This window comes from Roseibacillus persicicus (assembly GCF_014651675.1).
In the GTDB taxonomy this organism is placed as follows: Bacteria; Verrucomicrobiota; Verrucomicrobiia; order Verrucomicrobiales; family Akkermansiaceae; genus Roseibacillus; species Roseibacillus persicicus.
This window is the reverse complement of sequence record NZ_BMXI01000001.1, coordinates 156173-174927: the sequence shown is the minus strand read 5'-3', so window position 1 is coordinate 174927 and position 18755 is coordinate 156173. Positions and strand designations below refer to the sequence as shown.

Genomic DNA, 18755 nt, shown 5'->3' with positions numbered 1-18755 from the left:
TGCTTGTTTTTAGGGACGCGGAGTCAAGCAGGGACTCCAATAGAAAGCAAGGAGCAGGTGAGGGTCGGGCGGGGATTGTTCCGCTGGACTATTGGGGACAATTCGCGGGACGGAGAGGAGGGGCATTGGAGTTAGGGAGCCAGTTCTTGCGCGGCCCAATTGGCTTCCTCCACTTTGCTCCGCGCCTTCGCGACCTCAATGAACTCTTGGAGAGCTTGTTGACGATGCCAGCCCTCGGGCAGTTCCTTTAACCAAGATTGGCCCTGGGAAAGACTTTCTCGAAAGAGCGCCCCCGCGATTCCTCTCACCGCCTGATCGGCGCCCTCGTCTGCAGGCAAGGTGAGAGCCCATTCGCGTGCTTTCGGATCGGTCAGGGGAAAATGGTATTTGTGATAGTCGAGGTCTTCGAAGGCTGACCAATGGCCCCCTTCGACATAGGCCGAAAGAAAAGCGAGCATCCTGTCTGCCGGACGATGCGTGGGGAGGTTGCGGGTCGAGGCTGCGACGGCTTCGTGATAGATTTCGGGAGGAAGGTTTGCGAGGTGTTCGCGAATCCGAGAGGGAGAGCTGAGCTTGGCGCTGGCGAGTGCTTCCACGAGATGTTGTCTTGCTTCGGGATCGGTCTGACTGGAGATTTCCGTGTGCAGTTTTTTATCTTCTTTCGCATCGAGCAGGCGACTGACGAAGTCCCAGCGGGCGGTCTTGCGGGCTTGCCCGGATTCGAGTTTTTCAAAGGCGGCCAAGCTTAGATTGGCTTTGTCCTTTGTCAGAGATGTAAGGATGTAGTGCTGGGTTTTCTGGTCCGCCCGGCTGAGGAGTTCCCATCGGTAAGTGCTGTCCAGTTCTCCTGGAATTCTCCCGAGAAGCTGCACCACGAGCTGTCGTCTCATGCCGAGGCTTTTGTCTTCCAAAGCAGACTGGAGGAAAGAGGCTTGGTTGGTGAGGTCGAGGTTGTCGGCGTAATGAAACGATAGATTCGAATAGATCACCGCACGGAGCGCCGCCTCGCCATCGGCCCGACTCCATTCTCTCAAAAACGAAGTTCGTTCCCGAGGGGAAGCGCTCTTCATCTGCTCCCAAGTGGCTTCGAATTCGCGTGGGGCATAGGCTTGGGGATCGAACTCGGCGCGACTGGCGGTCGAGCGAATTTGCGCTGACTTCGTCGGAGCTGTAGCGTCGAGACTGGCGCGGGACGGGGAGGCCTTCTGGGTCACCCAAGCGCCCGCGAAGCCCAGCAAACAGAAAATGGGATAAAGGGCTTTCTTCATGGGAAGTTCAATTTGCCTTTTTGATAAAGATTCCGAACCTTGGGGGAATGAATGAGGCCTTCCAGTTGCGAGACTATTGCTGCATCGCCGCCTTCCTTCTGTAGCCAGGCGGCCCAAGTCGCGGCAAGGTGGTCGACGGTCAGGCTGGGGGCTCGCGCCTGTAGATTCTCCGCCAGAAGGAGGGGCGAAATCCGATCGTCCATGGCATGTAGAGCACGGTGCGCGAAGTTCAATTCGTTGTTGCCGTGATTGCCGGGGAGGGCAGGGGCTTGTTCCATCATGTCGATGGCAGATTCGAATCGGTAGGGGAGTGCGTTTCCGGCGACTTCCCCGATGGCCCGAGCGACTCTTTCCGGAGGAAGGTGCTGTTCAATCAGGGGGAGCGCTCGCCCAAAGTCCTCTTCGCTGAGCAGGACAAAGGCGCGCTCTCTCAGAATGTTCTCGGGCAGGCTGGACCAGTCCTTTTCGCGTTGAAGCCAGATTTGCAGGATATCCTCCGCCTCTCTGGAGCCCAAAACGAAGTCCGTTCTTTCGGGTGAGGAGGTCAATTGCTCTCTGACCTCCATTTCTGCGATTTCGCGTTCGGTCTCCGCTCGCATCTTTTCCCCGCTGTATCCCGAACGATAGCCTTTATCTTGTTGGAGGATCTCAAGGCATTGTTCCATCCTTTCGTCAATTGGTAGCCAGGTGGCTGCTTGCAGGCTATTTCTTAACTCGTCCCGAACGCCGCTGTAGTATTCGGAGAGTTGACCGTTTTGAGCAACCCGTTGGAGGAAAGCGAGGTTTTCAGTGAGAGCCAGGCGCTTGGTCAATTGCTTTGAAAAATCTTCAACTGTTCGCGATGGCCAGTCGGCAATTTGGTCGGCGACTGTTTGAGAGTTCTCAAGCTCAAGGTGAGTTCCCAAGTGATAGGCAATGGTTCCTTGCGAAGATTTTAGAGATTCTCCAGATGCTTCGCCATACCAGCCTGCCCAGTCGTTCAAACGAGCAGCCAAGTCGACACCCTTGCGCCTCGCGAGGGCCAAGGTCAGGGATTTGGCTGCTTCCTTGGTGGCCCCCTCAATTTGCATCACGGACTTCCAATCGCCGTCCTCAGCAAAGAGCAAAAAAGGTTCAGCGACAACGAAGGCTCCGCCGCCGAAGTGGAAGTGCTGCAACGCATCAGCGGGGTCTTCCTCCATCCAGTAGGCAAAAACTACGGACTGCTTGAAAGTCCGATCTGCCCGGGTGGGAACGTCTCCCTTGAACCCTCCTCCCGCTCTCAGTGCTTGAACCAAGGCCGGCCCTTGGCCACTGCGTCGCAGGGCGTCGACCTGACGGCGCATCTCTGCGATGAAGGCGTCCTCCTTGGCGCTCCGTTCCTCGTCCCGTTGAAAGGTCCCGGCGCTTTTCTGCTGATGGCTGCGGATGGTGTCGGGGTAGGCGGCGCGGAATGCGCTGAGCAGGCTGGGAGAATCGCGCCCCTGTGTCTTCGCCGCCGATGCCGGTTGATTTGTAGAGGTTGAATCTTTTGCGGAAGATTGTTCCGGCGGAAGAATCACTTTGCCTAACAGGAAACCAGCTGCTCCAGTTGTTAGTAAAGATACATACTCCCAGTGATTCATTCTTGGGAGACTTTACTAAGTGGTTCGAACTGTCAAATTGAGTCTTCTGAATGAGCTCAAAGAGGAAGAGATCCTTCATTCGGAGAGAATCCCGGCGAAAAAACGAAGAAAGCAAACGAGGTTACTTCACGATTGAAAGATTTCCTTGGACCCTGGTTTTGGTCCGGGAATGTTATTGAATACTCTGCGGAAAGATCAGGCTGAAGACTGAGCCAAGGTCGGGGGTGCTGCGGACCTCGATCCGGCCACCCATGGCGTGCGCGAGGTCGCGGCTGATGGCGAGGCCGAGGCCGATCCCCATGGTCCTTGTTTCATTCTTTCCCACTTGGACAAAGGCTTCAAAAATTTTCGCGAGATTGGATTCTTCGATTCCACATCCCGTATCTTCAACCTCGAATGAAATCGTTTGTTCGGTCGCAAGAAGGCGGGCAGTAATTTTGCCGCCAGGAGGGGTGAACTTGATGGCGTTGGTGACAAGGTTGAGCAGAATCTGCTGGATGCGTCGGGGGTCGCCATTGAGCTTCACATCGTTCGAGAGATACTCGGTCTCGAAGCTGATCTCGGAGGACTCGATGCGTGGCTTGAGAAGGCTTTCAGCGCGGGTCAGGCAGTCGTTGGCCGAGATGGTTTCGATCTGAATACTGACTTTTCCAGACTGAAGACCGGCAAAATCCAGAATGTCATTGATCAGGTGGGAAAGGTTGGAACCAGCCTCCTGACAGCTTTCCAAGAGTTCGCGCTGGGTGGGGGTGAGGGGGCCGAGCGAACCTTCCAAGAGGAGGTCGACCGACATGGTCATTGATTGCAGGGGATTCCTCAACTCATGGGTGATCATCCCGAGAAAACGGGCTTTGGCTTCATTGCCTTGTACGGCGAGTTTCTTGGTGCGGAGGAGTTCGTCCTCCACGCGTGCCCGGCGTTTCATGCGGACGAGACCGAACTCGAACCAGCATTGCCCCGTATCCCCGTGACGGCAGGCATTGATGAGGACGGGCAGTGGCTCGCCGCTTTTCGTGACCAGGCTGAGGTAGATTTCCTCCAACTGGTGGCCAATCTCAAGGCTGGGCAGGCAATGGGCGTCGAAGTAAAGGCCGCCCGCTCCGTCGAGAAGGGCGTCGAATCGTTTTCCAACAAGCTCATCTGCCTCAAACCCAGCCCAGTCGGATAGAGTCGGATTGATTTCGGTAATGCGGCAATCGCGGTCGGTCCGAATGATGCCGAAGAGGCTTGGGTTGCCAGTGGAAATGGAGGGGAGGGCGCTCATCACGGGGTTCGGGGAAGCTTTTCCCGGCGGAGGTAGGAGTCAATGGCTGCTGCGGTCTCCGCCGGATGGGTCATATGCGGGCAGTGGCCGCCGATGGGCAGGCATTCCAGCGTGCTGCCATCGAGTTTTTGATGGACGAATTCGATGGCGGACCGGGGCGCAATGCGGTCGTCCCGGCATTGGATGATCAGGGGTGGTGGATCGATGGGGGACAGGTCCTTGCGATTGTCGGAGAGAAAGGTGGTTTCCGCGAAGCGTCGCGCGATGGTGGGGTCGGCAGCGCAGAAGCTGTCCTGCAATTCCTGCGAAAGCTCCGGACGATCCGCGTTCTGCACTACGAGGGGAGCGAGGAAGCCCGCCCAGCCGAGATCGTTTTTTTCCATCAAATCCAAGAGGCCTTCCAAGTCTTCCCTCGCGAAACCACCCTCGTAGTAGGGAGGCTCATTGATGTAGCAGGCGGAAGGGACGATGAGAATGAGGTGAGAAAACAAGTCCGGAGCCATGCGGGCGGCGAGGTAGCCGATCATGCTGCTGACTGAATGTCCGACAAAGATAATGTCCTTGAGATTGGCGGCTCTCGCGATTTCGACGACCTCGCGGGCATAGCCTTGCAAGCTGGAATAGCGCTGGGCATCAAACTCGGAAAAGTCTGATTGCCCGCATCCCACGTAGTCGAAGCTCACGACCTGAAAGCGGTCTTCGAAGTAGGGGATGAGAAAGCGCCACATCGTCTGGTCACAGCCGAAGCCATGGGCAAACATCATGGGCTGTTGGCCAGCTCCGTTGAGCTGCACATTGTTTCGTTCCAAAGGAGTAACTCCCATTAAAGAAAGCGTTGAGTGAACTGAGGTGCAAAACAAGATCTTTTAACGCGCGGGGCACTTGTTTGGGGCCTTCGAATTCCTTTTCTGAATCCTTTGGAAACCAAGAGCTCGTCTACCACAATTTAGCGCAAACTAATGGCAACGAGCCGCTAGTTCGGTCGCTCCGGTGGCAATAGGGTTCGGGCCCTACTCAATGAGAAATCACCTGCACATCGTTTCCCTGGTCTCCGCGGCTTCATTGTCCCACCTTTCGGCTCAGGCCGTTCTGGACCCTACGGTCGTTACTGCCGACGCCATTGTTCCTCTCGATGAGGAGTCCGAGCCTGCTCCGGCAGTTACGGTTTCGGCTGAAGATTTGGAGAACACGGTGGCGTCAGACTTGAACGATATTTTTCAAAAGACTCCAGCGGTAACGGTCAATGGAGGTCGGGCGCAAGCGCAGCAAATTTTCGTAAACGGGCTCGAGAGCAACTTGAGTAATGTCTCGGTTGATGGGGCGACCCAAGGGAATCTGTTCCACCACACTGGCAACGTCTTCGTTGAGCCCGAGCTCCTCAAGCAGGTCAGCGTTTCCCCCGGGGCGGGCAATGCTCTGCAAGGATTGGGGGCCCTTAATGGCTCGGTGGCATTCGAGACGAAGAATGCCTTTGATTTCTTGGGAGAAGGGAAAAACTTCGGAGGTCTCAGCAAGGGGATCTATTACTCCAATGGAGAAGGCTACAAAGCATCGCAGACCCTCGCGGCACGCTTGGGGCAAGATTGGGGAGTTCTGATCTCGGGAGGCTATGTCGATCGGGATGCTTATGAAGATGGGAACGGAGACACTGTCGACCTCACGGACTACACCTCGCAAAACGCGCTCTTCAAGCTTTCCGGTCGCTTCGATGGAGGGCACTCGGTGGACTTTGGCTACGAGTATATCGAAAGCGAAACGAACGCCTACGACCGGCTCAACATCTCGGAAGACTTTTTAACAGGTTCGGGTCGGCCTTTGGGGCTTTTGCAGCGCAATGAGCTCGGGCGAGACACTTTCACCCTGAACTATGGTTATCGCCCCGAGACCAATGACCTCGTGGATCTGTCGGTCAATACCTACTACACGACACAGAGTTATTCGCGGGAAACGAGTGGAGAAGAGGCTGAGATTGACTCCTTTGGCTTCACCGTGAAAAACACTTCCCGTTGGCTAAACGCGCACACCACGACCTATGGGGTGGACTTCCGCCGGACGGAAAGTGATGTTGTTTCCAATCGTTCGGGAGTGACGACTGAAGAAGAGCTGGCTTACGGATTCTTCGTTCAGAATGATTGGGCCGTCAACGAGTTGCTGACTCTCAGTATGGGTGCTCGCTACGATAGTTATGACTTTGAAGATGTAGTCGGCACGAGCCTCGATTCGTCTCAATTCTCACCCAATGCTTCTCTTGCACTGACTCCTCTGGAGGGCCTGACTTTGACCGCTGGATACGCTCAAGCTTACCGCGGGGTAGGGATTCGTGAGGCATTCGTTCCTGCCGCCCGTCCTGCGGATTTGGATGGGGAGGAAGCTGAGAACTATGACTTCACGATTGAATATGCGCGCAACGGATTCTCCGCCAGCGGCACCTACTTCAAGCAGTCGATCGATAATTATCTTTATCCCGTGGGAGGGAGCACCAGCTATGGCGATATCGAAAACGAAGGTTATGAATTGGCGATTGGATATCGCAATGGAGGGTTCTCGACATCGCTTTCGGTCACGGACAATTCTCCGGAGGTGAAGGGATATGACTACCCGGATGACATCGGAATGGTCGTTGCGGGTCGCCGCTGGATGGCTGAGGCCAGCTACGCCCACGCCGGGACAGGACTAACCTTTGGGGGGAATATTGAGTATCGCGAAAAGGTCGACGAAGAGGCCTTCGGGGCTTTCCCTGCGATTGCCGGGAAGGATTCCTACACCGTGGTCAACGCCTTTCTCCGCTGGGAAGTGCCTCAGCTTGAAGGGCTGAGCCTGACTGCCAACGTCGATAACTTGTTCGGCGAACAGTATCAGGATCACACCATCTACACTGCTTCTGGTCTTGCCAGCCCGGGCCGCGAGTTTCGTCTCGGAGGCACCTACCAGTTCTAAGAATCCATCGAACAATTCAATGATAACTAAAACAATTTTTCTCGCCGGAGTGTTGACCGCAGGTCTTTCGGCGGAGTCCGCGCCGAGCTCGCATCAGACAGTCACCGGGGTGGCAAAAGAGTGCTCGACCCATATTGAGGCCGCCCTCGAGCTGGCAGAAGGAGAAGCCAGCAATCTGGCGAACTTGGTCACCCGTCTACGGACCCTTGGTTTTGGCCAGACTCCGCCGCCACATCCAGCCCACAACAAGGACTCAGGTTCTGAAAAAAAGGAACTTACCGAGGAAGAGCGGATGATAGAAGAGGATCATGCCGCGGAGCGGGCGGGTCGCTTGAAACAGATGAGTAAGGCTGACATTGCCTTCGTGCAAAAATTGGACCTCAACAAGGACTTCACCCTGACTTCCGAAGAAGTGGTGAAATCTCTTCAAGGACAAATTGGCGAAGCTATCGACGAGCGGTTGTTGGTCGATCAAAACCAGGATCGCAGATTGACGGGGAAGGAATACTCTCTCTCCGTGCCCGCTCGGGGTGAGGTGGGAGAAGATGGGATGGACTGGCATCAGCGGGGGCACTTCAAGCATGAGGATTCCAATGGTGATGGCTATGTTGATGAGCATGAACTCTTGGCAAATCAGGCGTCTGAGATGTTGCAGAAGGCGCAGCAAATCCACTTCGTGATGGAGCTATCCACTCTCGATCAGAATGAGGACATGGTGTTGGAGAAAGAGGAGGTTGGAGACTTCCTGGATGAAAAGCTGTGGGAAAAGCTCTCCGCGACAACTGGCAGCATTCCGACCAGCTCCCTTTGGCAGCAGAGCTACTGGCTTGGGGGCGAGCAAATGGCTCCTTCGTTGAGAAAGAAATAATCGCGCCCGTTTACTCGTTACCATGGTTCGTCCCTTTCGTCTAATCGCGCGGCTTGCGGTTGTCTTGGTTTCTCTAATTGCTCCTGTTCTGGGGCAGGAGGAGCCGGAGGCGTTGCCATGGCATTACAGTTATCAGGAGGCGCTCGCGGAGGCCAAAGGCTCGGGAAAACCGATTCTGTTGTGCTTCCGGTGCGCCCCATGAGGCGTTGGCCGTGAATTTGATACACAGGTTGTGTATGCACCCAAAACGTCAGCAGTGGGTAAAGAGCTGGCACAGTATGTCCGGGTCCGGGTCACCGATTTGGAGGAGATCAATCTCGCGCTCTTTGATTTCGACCGGCACAACGCGATCTATTACTTCGTGTTGAACTCGAGCGAAGAGATTTATCTCCGTTATGGTGGTCGGGACGCAGCGTCTGCTGGTTCCTATCTGGATCTCCAGAGCTTCGAGATCGCTCTCCGGAAAGGGCTGGAAGAGCATCGCGAATTTCGCAAACAACCCGAAAGACCCAAGCGGAAGGTCGAAGAGTTCTTTGCCAAAGACATTGTTAGTCTAAATCGGGAGATCCTCGCCAAGAACCGCTGTGTGGAGTGCCACTTGGTCGCGGACTATGAAGCCGTTGATTTGGAAAAGGCAGGCCAACTCTTCAAACCGCGCGACATGTATCGCTCACCGGATATCAGGACCCTTGGACTTAATCTGAACGTGCCGAAGGGGCTGGAAATTCTTGAGCCGACCGGAGTAGCGAAAGAGGCGGGGATCGAGCCCGGAGATGTCATTTCTTCTCTGGACCAGACCCGGGTGCTCACCTTCGCTGATTTGCAATACCATCTCGATCAAGTCGATCGGAAGGCGAAGAAGCTGCCGCTCGCCGTGCAGCGGGGCGGAGAGACTGTCGAGGTGGATTTGACCCTGCCGAACGAGTGGTGGGTGACAGATTTGACCCATCGGCATTGGAGCATCGAGCCGCAGCTCTACTTCGAATCCACTCCGCTCAACGAGGCCGAAAAAGCTAGGTTGAGCCTACCGAAAGAGGGCTTTGCCTCGCGGGTGAACGCGCTGAGCCTGGCTCTCATGTTCAACGAGGCCCACGAGTTGAAGGTGGGCGATATCATCACGGCGGTGGGTGGCCAGCAGAGTGACGAACTCACCCGCGATGTGATGACTCACCTCAGGCTCCGGTATCAGGCTGGGGCTGAGGTGGAGCTCGAAGTTCTGCGGGAGGGCAAAGAGCGCAAGCTTTCTCTGAAGACAGGTCAGCTCTCGTTTCGCAAATAGTCAGCGAGGGCCGGCGCGAGCCCGGATGGGCCAAAGAGGGTGGGGAGGTCTTGGACGATTGCGGTTGGGAATCGGGTGAACTGAAGGAGGAGAACGCCAGAATTAGGGGGTGAATCAGGGGTTGAAGTGAAAAACAACGCTCGCAAAGATGGACTTTTCCCGAAAAACAGGGCAGACACCGCCCCGAATCTAATATGAGCGCTCTCGAAACACTCCGCAACGTGGCTATTATCGCGCACGTTGACCATGGCAAGACCACCTTGGTTGATGAACTCCTCAAGGCTGGTGGCGCCGTCGAGGCCCACCAACAACTCGCCGAGCGCGCCATGGATTCCATGGACCTTGAGAAGGAGAAAGGCATCACTATTAAGGCCAAGAACACGGCGGTAAACTGGAGAGATTACACCGTGAACATCGTCGACACCCCCGGCCACGCCGACTTCGGTGGCGAGGTGGAGCGTGTGATGCGGATGGTGGATGGTGTCCTCGTGGTCGTTGACGCCTACGAAGGTCCCCAAGCCCAGACCCGTTTCGTTTTGCGCAAGGCGCTGGAAGCCGGTCTTCTACCAATCGTCGTTATCAACAAGATTGACCGTGAGGCTGCCGACCCCCTCGCTGTTGAGGACAAGGTGCTCGAGCTCCTGATGGAGCTGGGTGCGACGGAAGAGCAGTTTGAAAGCCCGGTTGTCTACGGTTCGGCCAAGAACGGATTTTTCGTCCGCGATCTCGACGACCCCCGGGAGTCTGTCGAGCCTCTGCTCGAGGTGATTGCGGAGCGGGTTCCTCATCCAACCGCCGACCCTGATGGCGACTTCCAGATGTTGGTGAGCAACATTGACTGGGATGACTACGTGGGCCGGGTTGCGCTTGGAAAAATTCAAGCGGGTGTGGTGCGCAAGGGCGACAGCGTCTTTCGCGTTCTCAAGGACGGCACCCGCAAGCGGGCCAAGATTACCAAAATTTTCGAATACACTAAGTTGGGTAACATCGAGACCGACATCGGCGAAGCAGGCAACATCGTCGGCATCGCGGGCTTCGAGGACGTCGATATCGGGGAAACTCTCGTGGCGAACGAGAATGTTGAGGCTCTGCCCTTCGTGGCGATTGACCCACCGACTGTCCAGATGCAGTTCGCGGTGAACGATGGTCCTTTTGCCGGACTCGACGGCAAGAAAGTGACTTCCCGTGCTATTTGGGACCGTCTCCTTCGTGAGATTAAGACCAACATCTCCATCGAGGTGTCCGAGTCTGACCAAGGGGGTGTCTTCAACGTCTCCGCACGGGGAGCGATGCAGATTTCCGTCTTGGCCGAGACCATGCGTCGCGAAGGCTTCGAGGTTTTGGTTTCCCGTCCCACCGTGATTTTGAAGGAAATCGACGGCAAGATGATGGAGCCCTACGAGACTCTTTACTTGGAACTCCCTGAAGGAACTCAAGGCGGCGTCATCCAGGCCCTCGCCAACCGCAAGGGCACCGTCGAAGTGATGGAGCCCCGCGGCAGCATGAGCTACATCGAGGTCGCCATCCCAACCCGTGGTTTGATTGGCTTCGAGTTCGAGCTCATGAACCTCACCAGCGGTCACGGTGTCATGTCCCACCTCTTTAAAGAGTATCGCCCTGAGATTGGCCGCATCCGCACCCGTCAGAACGGCACTCTCGTTTCCATGGCGCAGGGCAAGGCGATGGCCTACTCTCTGGAAGCTCTCGAAACCCGAGGCATCCTCTTCGTTGGGCCCCAGGAAGACATCTACGAAGGCATGATTGTGGGGCAGAACTCCCGCGACGGCGATCTGCCCGTCAACCCCGTCAAGGCTAAGAACCTGACCAACCACCGCTCGGCTGGTAAAGACAACTTCTCCGGTCTCAAGCCTCCTCTCAAGATGAGCCTCGAGCGCGCCATCGAGTATATCGAGAACGATGAGTTCGTGGAAGTGACTCCGAACTTCATTCGCCTCCGAAAGCGCATCCTTGATCCCAACGTGCGCAAGCGTTTGGAAAAAGCAGAGAAGGACGCCTAGACCGTCTTTTGAATGCGCCTTCCCGCCAATGCGGGAGAGCCGGCTTTAGCTTTTTTAATCAATCATCCTCGGAACGGACCAAAGGGTTCGCTTCGAGGTTTTTTTTGCGCAGAGAAGAGAGTTCGCGATGATTTGTTTTCGTGCGAAGTGGGAGGAGTGAGTCTTTGCAAAAGGCGAAGGCGGGGGATGCAGATTGCACCAAAGATGACCGTGGTTCGGCTGGGTGAGATTCTTAAGGTGTTAATAATCAGTGGTTATTCGGTCTGGAACAGTCGTTGCGAACAGGGAGCAGTATGATTGCTCAAACTGAAGAAACGAAAGAAATCACCCGCGGATATTATAATGAACTCGTCACCTTCTTGAAGGCGAGCGAAGAGGCCATCGAGCACAGTAAGGTCGACTTCAAGCCGGCTCAGGATCTGTTGAGTGATACCAAAGCTCACTATGAGAGGGCCATTCAAAGCCTCGAAGACATTTCCGGGATGCGCTACGGCGACCCAAAGGTGACCACTAAGATCGCGGACGGCTTAGCCCAAGCAACAGCCACCCTCAGCAGTTTCTTCTCGGGTATCGGGGAGCACGAGAACTCGAAGATTTTGCGTGACCACTTCGTGAGCTTGCAGGCTGCTTCATGTGGCTTCCAGATGCTCTACACCACCGAGGTCAGTGGCTATGGCAAATCGAATACCTCACAGGCCCTGCTCGGTCTGATCACTGTTCATCACCGCCTTGTGATGCGTTTTGCAGAGGTGATTCCAGCTACTGTAGCCCATGAGCTCTCGCAGGAAGACGAGGCGAATTTCGACACCCGACGGACGGAAGGGATCGTAGACGACCTGAAGTCCACTTGGAAATAACTCCTAAACTAAAAACCACTTTAACTAACAAAACTATGAACAAAAAACACGACCTGATAGGAAAGAAGATTGCGATTCTCGCAACGGACGGATTCGAAGAAAGTGAGCTCCTCGTCCCGAAGAAAGCGGTGGAGGACGCTGGCGCTGAAGTGACCGTGGTTTCCTTGGAAAAAGGGAGCATCACTGCCGCCTCGAAGGATGGGGAGGGCGCGAGTGTCAAAGTAGACAAGGTGGTCAACGATGTCACTTCAGCCAACTTCAACGGACTAATCCTGCCGGGAGGTCTTCAGAACCCCGACACCCTCCGCACCCATGCGAACGCCATCGATTTCGTGCGCAGCTTCTTCCGTGACGGGAAGCCGGTTGCGGCAATTTGCCATGCTCCATGGTTGCTTGCTGAAGCGGGCGTTCTGGACGGCCGCACGGTTACCAGTTATCCCAGTATTCGTACAGACCTCGAGAATGCGGGCGCGAAGTGGGTGGACCAGGAAGTCCATTGTGATGAAGCGCTTGTCACCAGCAGAAGCCCCGATGATCTCGATGCGTTTTGCTCCAAGGCAATTGAAGAATTCGCAGAAGGAATCCACGAAGAGCAGACGGTCTAACCAGGCTCTGTCCTTAAATGGACCAAGATTAACAACCTAAAAAAAAACGAGGGCCGACAGGCTCTCGTTTTCTTGTAAAGAGTTGACGAGTTACGACTAAAGCAGCTTTTCTCGGATGGCGTCGGTCACCAACTTGGGGTTGGCCTTGCCCTTGCTAGCCTTCATCACCTGACCTGTTAGGAAATTGATGAGCTTTTCGTTTCCGCCCTTGATTTCTTCCACCTGCTTGGGGTTGTTCGCGATGGCTTCATCGATGAAACCGTCGATGGCGGAATTGTCGGCAGGCTCGAAGCCCATTTCTTTCGCAAGGGAAGCCGGGTCAGCCTCGGGTTGATCCCAAAGGGCCGCAAAAAGTTCTTTGGCCTGATTGGCGGAAATGGTCCCGGCCTCCACGAGGGAAAGAACCCCCGCTGTGGATTCGGCCTTTATGGGGGACTCGGTGATGGCGGTATTGTTCTCCTTGAGAATGCCCAACAAGTTATTGATGACCCAGTTGGCGGCCTTCTTGGGGGGCGCTTGGGTGGTGGTGGCGACGGTTTCGAAGTAATCCGACAAAGGGCGTTCCGAGGTTAGCACCGAGGCATCATAGGTTGTCAGCTTGTAGTCCTTGATGAAGCGGTCCGACTTCTCATGCGGTAGTTCTGGAACGTGAGGTCTCACCGTCTCCAGCAAGGGTTCGGTACGGATTGGCAGCAGGTCGGGGCAGGGGAAATAGCGGTAATCGTGGGCATCCTCCTTGGAACGCATCATCTGCGATTCGCCGAGGTCATCATCCCAGCGCCAGGTGGATTGTTCTTGCCCAATGCCTTTATCGAGGTCGGCGGATTGACGCTCAATCTCGTAGTGGATGGCGCGGCGGACAGCGGAAATGGAGTTGAGGTTTTTCAACTCGACCCGCTCCCCGAGAGGGTCGTTCTCATGTTTGCGGATGGAGATATTCACGTCGCAACGCAGCTGGCCTTTTTCCATATCCGCATCCGAGATGTCACCGTAGATGAGAATTTGCTGCAGGGTCTTAATGTAGGCAAAGGTCTCTTCGGCCGAGCCGAGATCTGGCTCGGAAACAATTTCCATCAGCGGAGTTCCCGCCCGGTTGAAGTCCACCAGCGAGGTCTTCGCCAGGTGGGTCGACTTCGCGACGTCTTCCTCCAGGTGAATCCGGTTCAGGCGCACAACTTTGCCGGGGTTGGCGATGTTCTTTTGATAATCCTTGGGGTAATTGTGGTCGTAAAGAGGCACACCACCACCGATGCAGAGGGGGAGGTCCATCTGGGTGGTTTGGTAGTTCTTGGGCATGTCGGGATAGAAGTAGTTTTTCCGGTCCCACTTCGAGATCGGCGGAGAACCGCAGCCCAGTAAAAGTCCCGCGAGCAAGGTCTTCTCAATAGCCCGCTGGTTGAGGACTGGGAGGGCACCAGGGAGACCGAGACAAGTCGGACAGGTGTTCGTATTCGGCTCGTCCCCGAAGGAAGTGGGACAAGCACAGAACATCTTCGAGTTCGTCTTCACCTGGCAGTGGACCTCAAGTCCAATCGTCGGAATATACTTCATTGCGCGGCCCTTTTTTGAACCAAGAATCGCGCTGAATACGATCTTTTTCGGGAGAAAATCCAAAGATGGCAAGGAGTTGTGGCCGGTCGCGGCAGTGCGGAAGGTGCGCCGCTCGACGAATCGCGAAATGGAAGGGGCGCTTCGAGCGCAGATTCTGGGATGTCTCACCGGGGGGCTTCCAACGAGTCGGCGTCCGTCGGAGGAATCAGAATCGTCAGCAGGGCAGCCAGGAAAAAGCAGTAGGCCCCGTTGGCTTCGAGAAGTTCTTCCGCGAAACTGAAGTGAAGCTGTTCCAGAAGCCCTGCGGTGGCGAATATCCCAATGCCGACCGCAAACAGAACTCCGATTCGATTCTGAAAGTAACCCAGAGCCTGCTTCCAATTGTGGCGATATTTTACCAGAAAAAGGGTTCCCAAGACCAAAAATAAGACGACGAAGAGACCATCCTTCAAATCGTTGGAGCTGATCTCTTTGATTGGAAAGGGCACATTGATTTCGTGCACATCCACCTCGCGAAGGAAGAACATCAGATTCATGGCTCCCAAGCCGGAGCGAATAAACTTCTCGAGCCCCGAAAGGAAAAAGGCGCTTCCAAAAAGAGCGAGGGATCCGCTGAGGAAGCAGAAGGCACCGATATCTTCAACGAACTGTCCTTCATCATAAAGTCCAGTGTTCGAGTTGCGCAAAACATCGAAAATTATGGCCGCATTGAAGATGACTGCCAGGATGGTGGCAGCGATGAGGAGTCGGCTGGAGGGCTGCATGTTTGGGGCTGCGAGCAAGGTGGGGATGAGATTTGTGGTGGAGGTTTTGGCTGGGAGGTAGGAAACGACGGGGCATGAACCTGTCAATTGCTTTTGTTAGTTTCTACCGCCCGAAAGGCAAACTAATCACTGCTGCTGACCAGGTCTAGCATTCGCTTTGCGGCGAAGGGTTTTCTCTGATTTTCAATTAGCATGGAGAACCCTCTTACGACCGGAGTCCTATTCCACAGGTCTATCTGAAAGATTGCCAGTGAAGATAGCGGGGGGCGACATCAAGGCGAGAATCATGCAATCGGGCATTGTCTTTCGCCGGATTGGGGGCTGGACTTGGAGGCACTTCGGAGACCTTTGCAAGTCGATGGACGGCGTGGACGCTGGAATTCGAGTTTCCGCCTTTTCAATCATGCTACTAGCGATGCCTTTGCTTCCCCACATCAGATGAGTTTTTTCGTTTCTCTCCCTTGCCGCTTGATTCAAGAGCTTCGCCTGGTTCACGCCCTGGCGGAGTCGTCGCATGAGGTTCGTGTGACGAAAGATGCCCGCTCCCGGTTTCGAAAATTGGAGGAGTTGGCAGGTCCCTTGTTTGCTGAAGAACCCGGGGAGGTCGTCGATATTTCAGACTCCATCTCGTTCTGCCATGAGCAGCCCAAATCCGTCATTGCGGGTATCGAGCGCCAACTCATCTTTCCTCATCGAATCATCGAATTTTGCCGGGATCAGTGGAGAGAAGAGCGACCGACTGAATTTCTCTTTCAAGGACAAGTCTCGCCCCATCGGTTGGTTCAATTGTCTGATTGGGTTCGAGAGAATTGGTCGGATAAAGAATTGGTCTTTAAGGAGGAAGACCTCTTGGCGCGGCTGACCACGGCGCTGCGCTCGTCGGTTGGTCTGCATACGACCCGGGAATTTCGCACTGGAGGTCTCCTGATCGTGGAGTCCAATCGCGGGCGAAAGTTTCCTTTGAAGGCTTGGGATGAAACTTACTTTCGTCGAATGGCGCAGGCTCAATTCGTCCTTTGTCCGGGCGGTAGCTTCACTTGGTCCTATCGGTTTGTGGAGGCGATGTTCTGTGGTGCGATTCCAGTCGTGGACGGCGATTGCTCTCTCTTTGAAGGGTTTCAGTTCTTCCGTTGGGAGGACCGGGCCGATTCATTGCAGTGGGATGCGAGGATTGCGGAGGAGAATTTTCATCGAGCCGTCGAGCGCTTCTCGGTGCCGAGGGAGGAGTTGGATGCGGCTTTGGCCCGGATTCAGCAGGAAAACTCCTGACACGGTGCTTGCTGGCAGGAGGGGAGGTTGGGGGCGTAGTTTGATGGTCTTTGAAGAATGTAGTTACCTTGAAGTGGGGCACGCGATACGGACCCGAATTCGCCAATCGCCTTTTCCACGCGGTTCGGACGCATTTGTCCGAGCCCTTTGAGTTTCATTGTTTCACCGATGATGCCACCGGTTTGAACAGTGAGATCAAAACTCATCCCATACCCGAGATTGATCTTCCTCCGCATAAGTTGTCGACGGGTTGGCGCAAGCTGACCCTGTTCCAGCCTGGTCTTCCGCTTTCGGGGCCTTCTTTGTTTTTGGATTTGGATATTATCGTGAGAGGGTCGCTGGATTCGTTCTTCGAGTTTGCTCCCGGCAAGATCCCGATCATTCACAATTGGAGCAATACCATGCGCACGATCACCGGGCGCCGTCCCGAGGTGGGCAATTCATCGATTTTCCGCTTTCTTCCCAATGAGCACACATTTGTCTACGAGCAGTATTTAAAGGAGAAGGATTGGGCGCTGGAGACTTTTAATCCTCCCCAGACTTACCTGACCCATTGCATCAAGCCGATCATGGAATTCTATCCCGAGTCATGGACGGCCAGCTTCAAGCGGCATTGCCGTCCTGTCTTTCCGCTGAATTTGCTGATGGCCCCACGCGAGCCGAAATCTGCCCAAGTGGTGGTCTTTCACGGCCGCCCCGACCCTGACGAAGCTCTCAAGGGCTTTGAGGGAAAGAAGCTTCACCACCGGACGAAGCCAGCCAAGTGGATCGAGAAATATTGGACCGTGGGGCAGTGATAGAGCTTGTTCAGGAATCTTATTTTGCCAAAGGCGGCCAGCGGGCATGCTACGAAGTCCCGGGTAAGCCCGATCTTTGCGTAAAGGTCGAATTCACGGAGGACGAGGCTTCCGAAGAGAGGGTCGAAGAAGAATTGCAAGCTCATCGCAAGGTTTTGGCCCGAGGGGAAAGCTGCCCTATTGTAGCTCTCTTTCGTGGTCGTGTTGAAACCACTTTGGGTGCAGGGTATTTGTTCGATTTGGTGCGGAATTCCGACCAGACCATTTCGCCAACTTTGCGCAACTGTGAGAAAGAGCTGGGTAAGGAATCGATCACGAGCTTGGTAAGGGCCTTTTATCATGAGTTGATCCAGCGAGGCCTGGTGGTGGGGGATCTTCATCCGAAGAATCTCGTCGTGCGGGATCGGTCGGAACTGGTGCTAATCGACGGGCTTGGTGCCGTCAATTTTGCGTGGCTTTACTACCATGTGGGGCCCTTGCGGGTCTTCAAGACCCGACGAAAGTTCCGGCGTCTGTGTCGGCTGCTCGACATCTCCAGCGAGGACGTGTTCGTTCGCTAGCGACGGGGAGAATGAAGAAGGTCTTGATAAATCTTCTCGGTTTTCCGGTGGCTGGTGTCGGCTAGGAAATCGTTGTTGGGTGCAATCTCCGGGGGTGAATGCAAGAAGTTACCGGCGCGTTCGACGAGGGCGGCGAAGTCATCCCGGGGGATCGCCCCGGCGGGACAGAGCTTTGCAAGAATCTCGGATGCTCCGCCCTCATCATAGGCTATGACCGGAGTGCCCAAGGCAAGTGCTTCCAGAATGGTGAGCCCAAAGGACTCGGGCTTCTCCGAAAGAGACAAGCTGAGGTCCGCAAGGGATAGGACCTCCCGGAGGTCACTACGCTTCCCGGTGAAGGTAATGCTTTCAGCGAGGCCCTGGGCCTGGACTTCCTTCCGGAGTTCATCCAGATACCCTTCCTTCTTCGGATGGGCTCCTCCCACGATGAGGCCGTGAACTTGCGGGTTGTTAGAACGCAGAGTGGCGATGAGTTTGAGAAATGTGTGGTGACCTTTCAGCCGGGTCAACCGGCCGGGGAGAGCGATGAGGCGCTTGCCGGCGGTTTGCGGGAACTCTTGATACCACTTCTCTTTCCAAGATTCCGCAGGGCGAAATTCCGACGAAAAGTCCTCTCGGGAAATGCCTTCGTAGCAGATTTCAAGGCAATCGGGAGAAGCGTCGGGATAGTTCTGGAGCACGTATTGTTTGACCGCTTGCGAAACGCAGATAACGACTTCCCCCCGGGTCATGATTCTTGAGTAGCGATTGACGGAGTAAAGTCCGTGGACGGTAGTGACGAGTCTGGGTCGTTCTGTCGGGGGAAGGCCTTTCCAAGCCAAATAGAAAAGCCATGCCGGTGCACGAGAACGGAGATGGAGAATGTCAGGTTGTTCCGCACGCAACAGATTCCTCAGCGCCGGGACGTGCCTGAGGGAGAGAAGGCTCTTTTTGTGAACCTCCCGCTGGAGGTGGGTAGAGCCATTTTCGGTAAGCCCCGGGACCAGCTTTCCGCCATTGGAGACCACGATTGATTGATGGCCTTGCGCCACGAGATGTTCCGCCAAACCAATGGTCACTTGTTCCACCCCACCTGAGGTGAGTTCGGGGAGGACTTGCATCACTTTCATTGTCC

At 55.1% G+C, this 18755-nt stretch carries 16 protein-coding genes; 9 read left to right on the top strand and 7 right to left on the bottom strand.

All coding sequences use genetic code 11. The features are described 5' to 3' along the window. Positions 1-131: 131 nt before the first annotated feature. The 4 genes from IE099_RS00620 to IE099_RS00605 form a co-directional block, all read right to left on the bottom strand. Positions 132-1268 carry a hypothetical protein gene (locus IE099_RS00620; protein ID WP_189566333.1) on the bottom strand — a complete coding sequence of 379 codons (1137 nt, stop codon included), beginning with the start codon at positions 1266-1268 and terminating at the stop codon, positions 132-134. Next, positions 1265-2872, bottom strand: a complete 1608-nt coding sequence (locus tag IE099_RS00615) for a hypothetical protein (RefSeq protein WP_189566331.1) — start codon at positions 2870-2872, stop codon at positions 1265-1267. The genes IE099_RS00620 and IE099_RS00615 overlap by 4 nt, the downstream gene beginning before the upstream one ends. Before the next feature lie 172 nt (positions 2873-3044). Next, positions 3045-4136 (bottom strand): sensor histidine kinase, encoded by a 1092-nt coding sequence (locus IE099_RS00610; RefSeq protein WP_229809350.1) that lies wholly within the window; start codon positions 4134-4136, stop codon positions 3045-3047. Then, a complete protein-coding gene (locus tag IE099_RS00605; protein WP_189566328.1) occupies positions 4136-4960 on the bottom strand; it encodes an alpha/beta fold hydrolase in 825 nt (274 codons plus the stop codon). The genes IE099_RS00610 and IE099_RS00605 overlap by 1 nt, the downstream gene beginning before the upstream one ends. A gap of 193 nt (positions 4961-5153) precedes the next feature. Here IE099_RS00605 and IE099_RS00600 point away from each other — a divergent pair, with 193 nt between their 5' ends. From IE099_RS00600 to IE099_RS00575, 6 genes are all read left to right on the top strand, one after another. Further along, positions 5154-7073: a TonB-dependent receptor domain-containing protein gene (locus tag IE099_RS00600; RefSeq protein ID WP_189566326.1), complete on the top strand. Its 1920-nt coding sequence runs from the start codon at positions 5154-5156 to the stop codon at positions 7071-7073. A gap of 19 nt (positions 7074-7092) precedes the next feature. Then, on the top strand, positions 7093-7941 hold the full coding sequence (locus IE099_RS00595) for an EF-hand domain-containing protein (RefSeq protein ID WP_189566324.1): 849 nt from the start codon (positions 7093-7095) through the stop codon (positions 7939-7941). 22 nt (positions 7942-7963) lie between these two features. Beyond that, positions 7964-9220 (top strand): Trx7/PDZ domain-containing (seleno)protein, encoded by a 1257-nt coding sequence (locus IE099_RS00590; RefSeq protein WP_263149136.1) that lies wholly within the window; start codon positions 7964-7966, stop codon positions 9218-9220. A gap of 194 nt (positions 9221-9414) precedes the next feature. Further along, positions 9415-11238 (top strand): translational GTPase TypA, encoded by a 1824-nt coding sequence (typA, locus tag IE099_RS00585; protein WP_189566319.1) that lies wholly within the window; start codon positions 9415-9417, stop codon positions 11236-11238. Between the two features lie 293 nt (positions 11239-11531). Beyond that, a complete protein-coding gene (locus IE099_RS00580; protein ID WP_189566317.1) occupies positions 11532-12095 on the top strand; it encodes a hypothetical protein in 564 nt (187 codons plus the stop codon). 35 nt (positions 12096-12130) lie between these two features. Next, positions 12131-12700: a type 1 glutamine amidotransferase domain-containing protein gene (locus tag IE099_RS00575; protein WP_229809327.1), complete on the top strand. Its 570-nt coding sequence runs from the start codon at positions 12131-12133 to the stop codon at positions 12698-12700. Positions 12701-12796: 96 nt separating this feature from the next. On the opposite strand, the gene gatB is transcribed toward IE099_RS00575, so the two are convergent. Both gatB and IE099_RS00565 read right to left on the bottom strand, forming a co-directional pair. After that, entirely contained in the window at positions 12797-14251 is a 1455-nt protein-coding gene (gene gatB, locus IE099_RS00570) for an Asp-tRNA(Asn)/Glu-tRNA(Gln) amidotransferase subunit GatB (RefSeq protein ID WP_189566315.1), read from the bottom strand. Positions 14252-14415: 164 nt separating this feature from the next. Continuing rightward, on the bottom strand, positions 14416-15033 hold the full coding sequence (locus tag IE099_RS00565; protein ID WP_189566313.1) for a hypothetical protein: 618 nt from the start codon (positions 15031-15033) through the stop codon (positions 14416-14418). Positions 15034-15453: 420 nt separating this feature from the next. Here IE099_RS00565 and IE099_RS00560 point away from each other — a divergent pair, with 420 nt between their 5' ends. Genes IE099_RS00560 through IE099_RS00550 form a run of 3 tightly spaced genes read left to right on the top strand, consistent with a single transcriptional unit; the run spans position 15454 to position 17641 of the window. Continuing rightward, positions 15454-16284 carry an exostosin family protein gene (locus tag IE099_RS00560; protein ID WP_189566311.1) on the top strand — a complete coding sequence of 277 codons (831 nt, stop codon included), beginning with the start codon at positions 15454-15456 and terminating at the stop codon, positions 16282-16284. Between the two features lie 50 nt (positions 16285-16334). After that, positions 16335-17081, top strand: coding sequence for a glycosyl transferase (locus IE099_RS00555; protein ID WP_189566309.1), 747 nt, complete (start codon positions 16335-16337; stop codon positions 17079-17081). Beyond that, entirely contained in the window at positions 17078-17641 is a 564-nt protein-coding gene (locus tag IE099_RS00550) for a YrbL family protein (protein WP_189566307.1), read from the top strand. The genes IE099_RS00555 and IE099_RS00550 overlap by 4 nt, the downstream gene beginning before the upstream one ends. Here IE099_RS00550 and IE099_RS00545 read toward each other — a convergent pair. After that, the gene (locus IE099_RS00545) at positions 17638-18750 is read right to left on the bottom strand and encodes a glycosyltransferase (protein ID WP_189566304.1); all 1113 of its coding nucleotides are present in this window, start codon (positions 18748-18750) and stop codon (positions 17638-17640) included. The two genes, IE099_RS00550 and IE099_RS00545, sit on opposite strands and share 4 nt — an antisense overlap. Between the last annotated feature and the right edge of the window lie 5 nt (positions 18751-18755).

Excerpts from the sequence above, each read along its gene's own strand:
- IE099_RS00620 (WP_189566333.1), bottom strand. The coding sequence starts at position 1,268 with ATGAAGAAAGCCCTTTATCCCATTTTCTGTTTGCTGGGCTTCGCGGGC.
- IE099_RS00615 (WP_189566331.1), bottom strand. The coding sequence starts at position 2,872 with ATGAATCACTGGGAGTATGTATCTTTACTAACAACTGGAGCAGCTGGT.
- IE099_RS00610 (WP_229809350.1), bottom strand. The coding sequence starts at position 4,136 with ATGAGCGCCCTCCCCTCCATTTCCACTGGCAACCCAAGCCTCTTCGGC.
- IE099_RS00605 (WP_189566328.1), bottom strand. The coding sequence starts at position 4,960 with ATGGGAGTTACTCCTTTGGAACGAAACAATGTGCAGCTCAACGGAGCT.
- IE099_RS00600 (WP_189566326.1), top strand. The coding sequence starts at position 5,154 with ATGAGAAATCACCTGCACATCGTTTCCCTGGTCTCCGCGGCTTCATTG.
- IE099_RS00595 (WP_189566324.1), top strand. The coding sequence starts at position 7,093 with ATGATAACTAAAACAATTTTTCTCGCCGGAGTGTTGACCGCAGGTCTT.
- typA (WP_189566319.1), top strand. The coding sequence starts at position 9,415 with ATGAGCGCTCTCGAAACACTCCGCAACGTGGCTATTATCGCGCACGTT.
- IE099_RS00580 (WP_189566317.1), top strand. The coding sequence starts at position 11,532 with ATGATTGCTCAAACTGAAGAAACGAAAGAAATCACCCGCGGATATTAT.
- IE099_RS00575 (WP_229809327.1), top strand. The coding sequence starts at position 12,131 with ATGAACAAAAAACACGACCTGATAGGAAAGAAGATTGCGATTCTCGCA.
- gatB (WP_189566315.1), bottom strand. The coding sequence starts at position 14,251 with ATGAAGTATATTCCGACGATTGGACTTGAGGTCCACTGCCAGGTGAAG.
- IE099_RS00560 (WP_189566311.1), top strand. The coding sequence starts at position 15,454 with ATGAGTTTTTTCGTTTCTCTCCCTTGCCGCTTGATTCAAGAGCTTCGC.
- IE099_RS00545 (WP_189566304.1), bottom strand. The coding sequence starts at position 18,750 with ATGAAAGTGATGCAAGTCCTCCCCGAACTCACCTCAGGTGGGGTGGAA.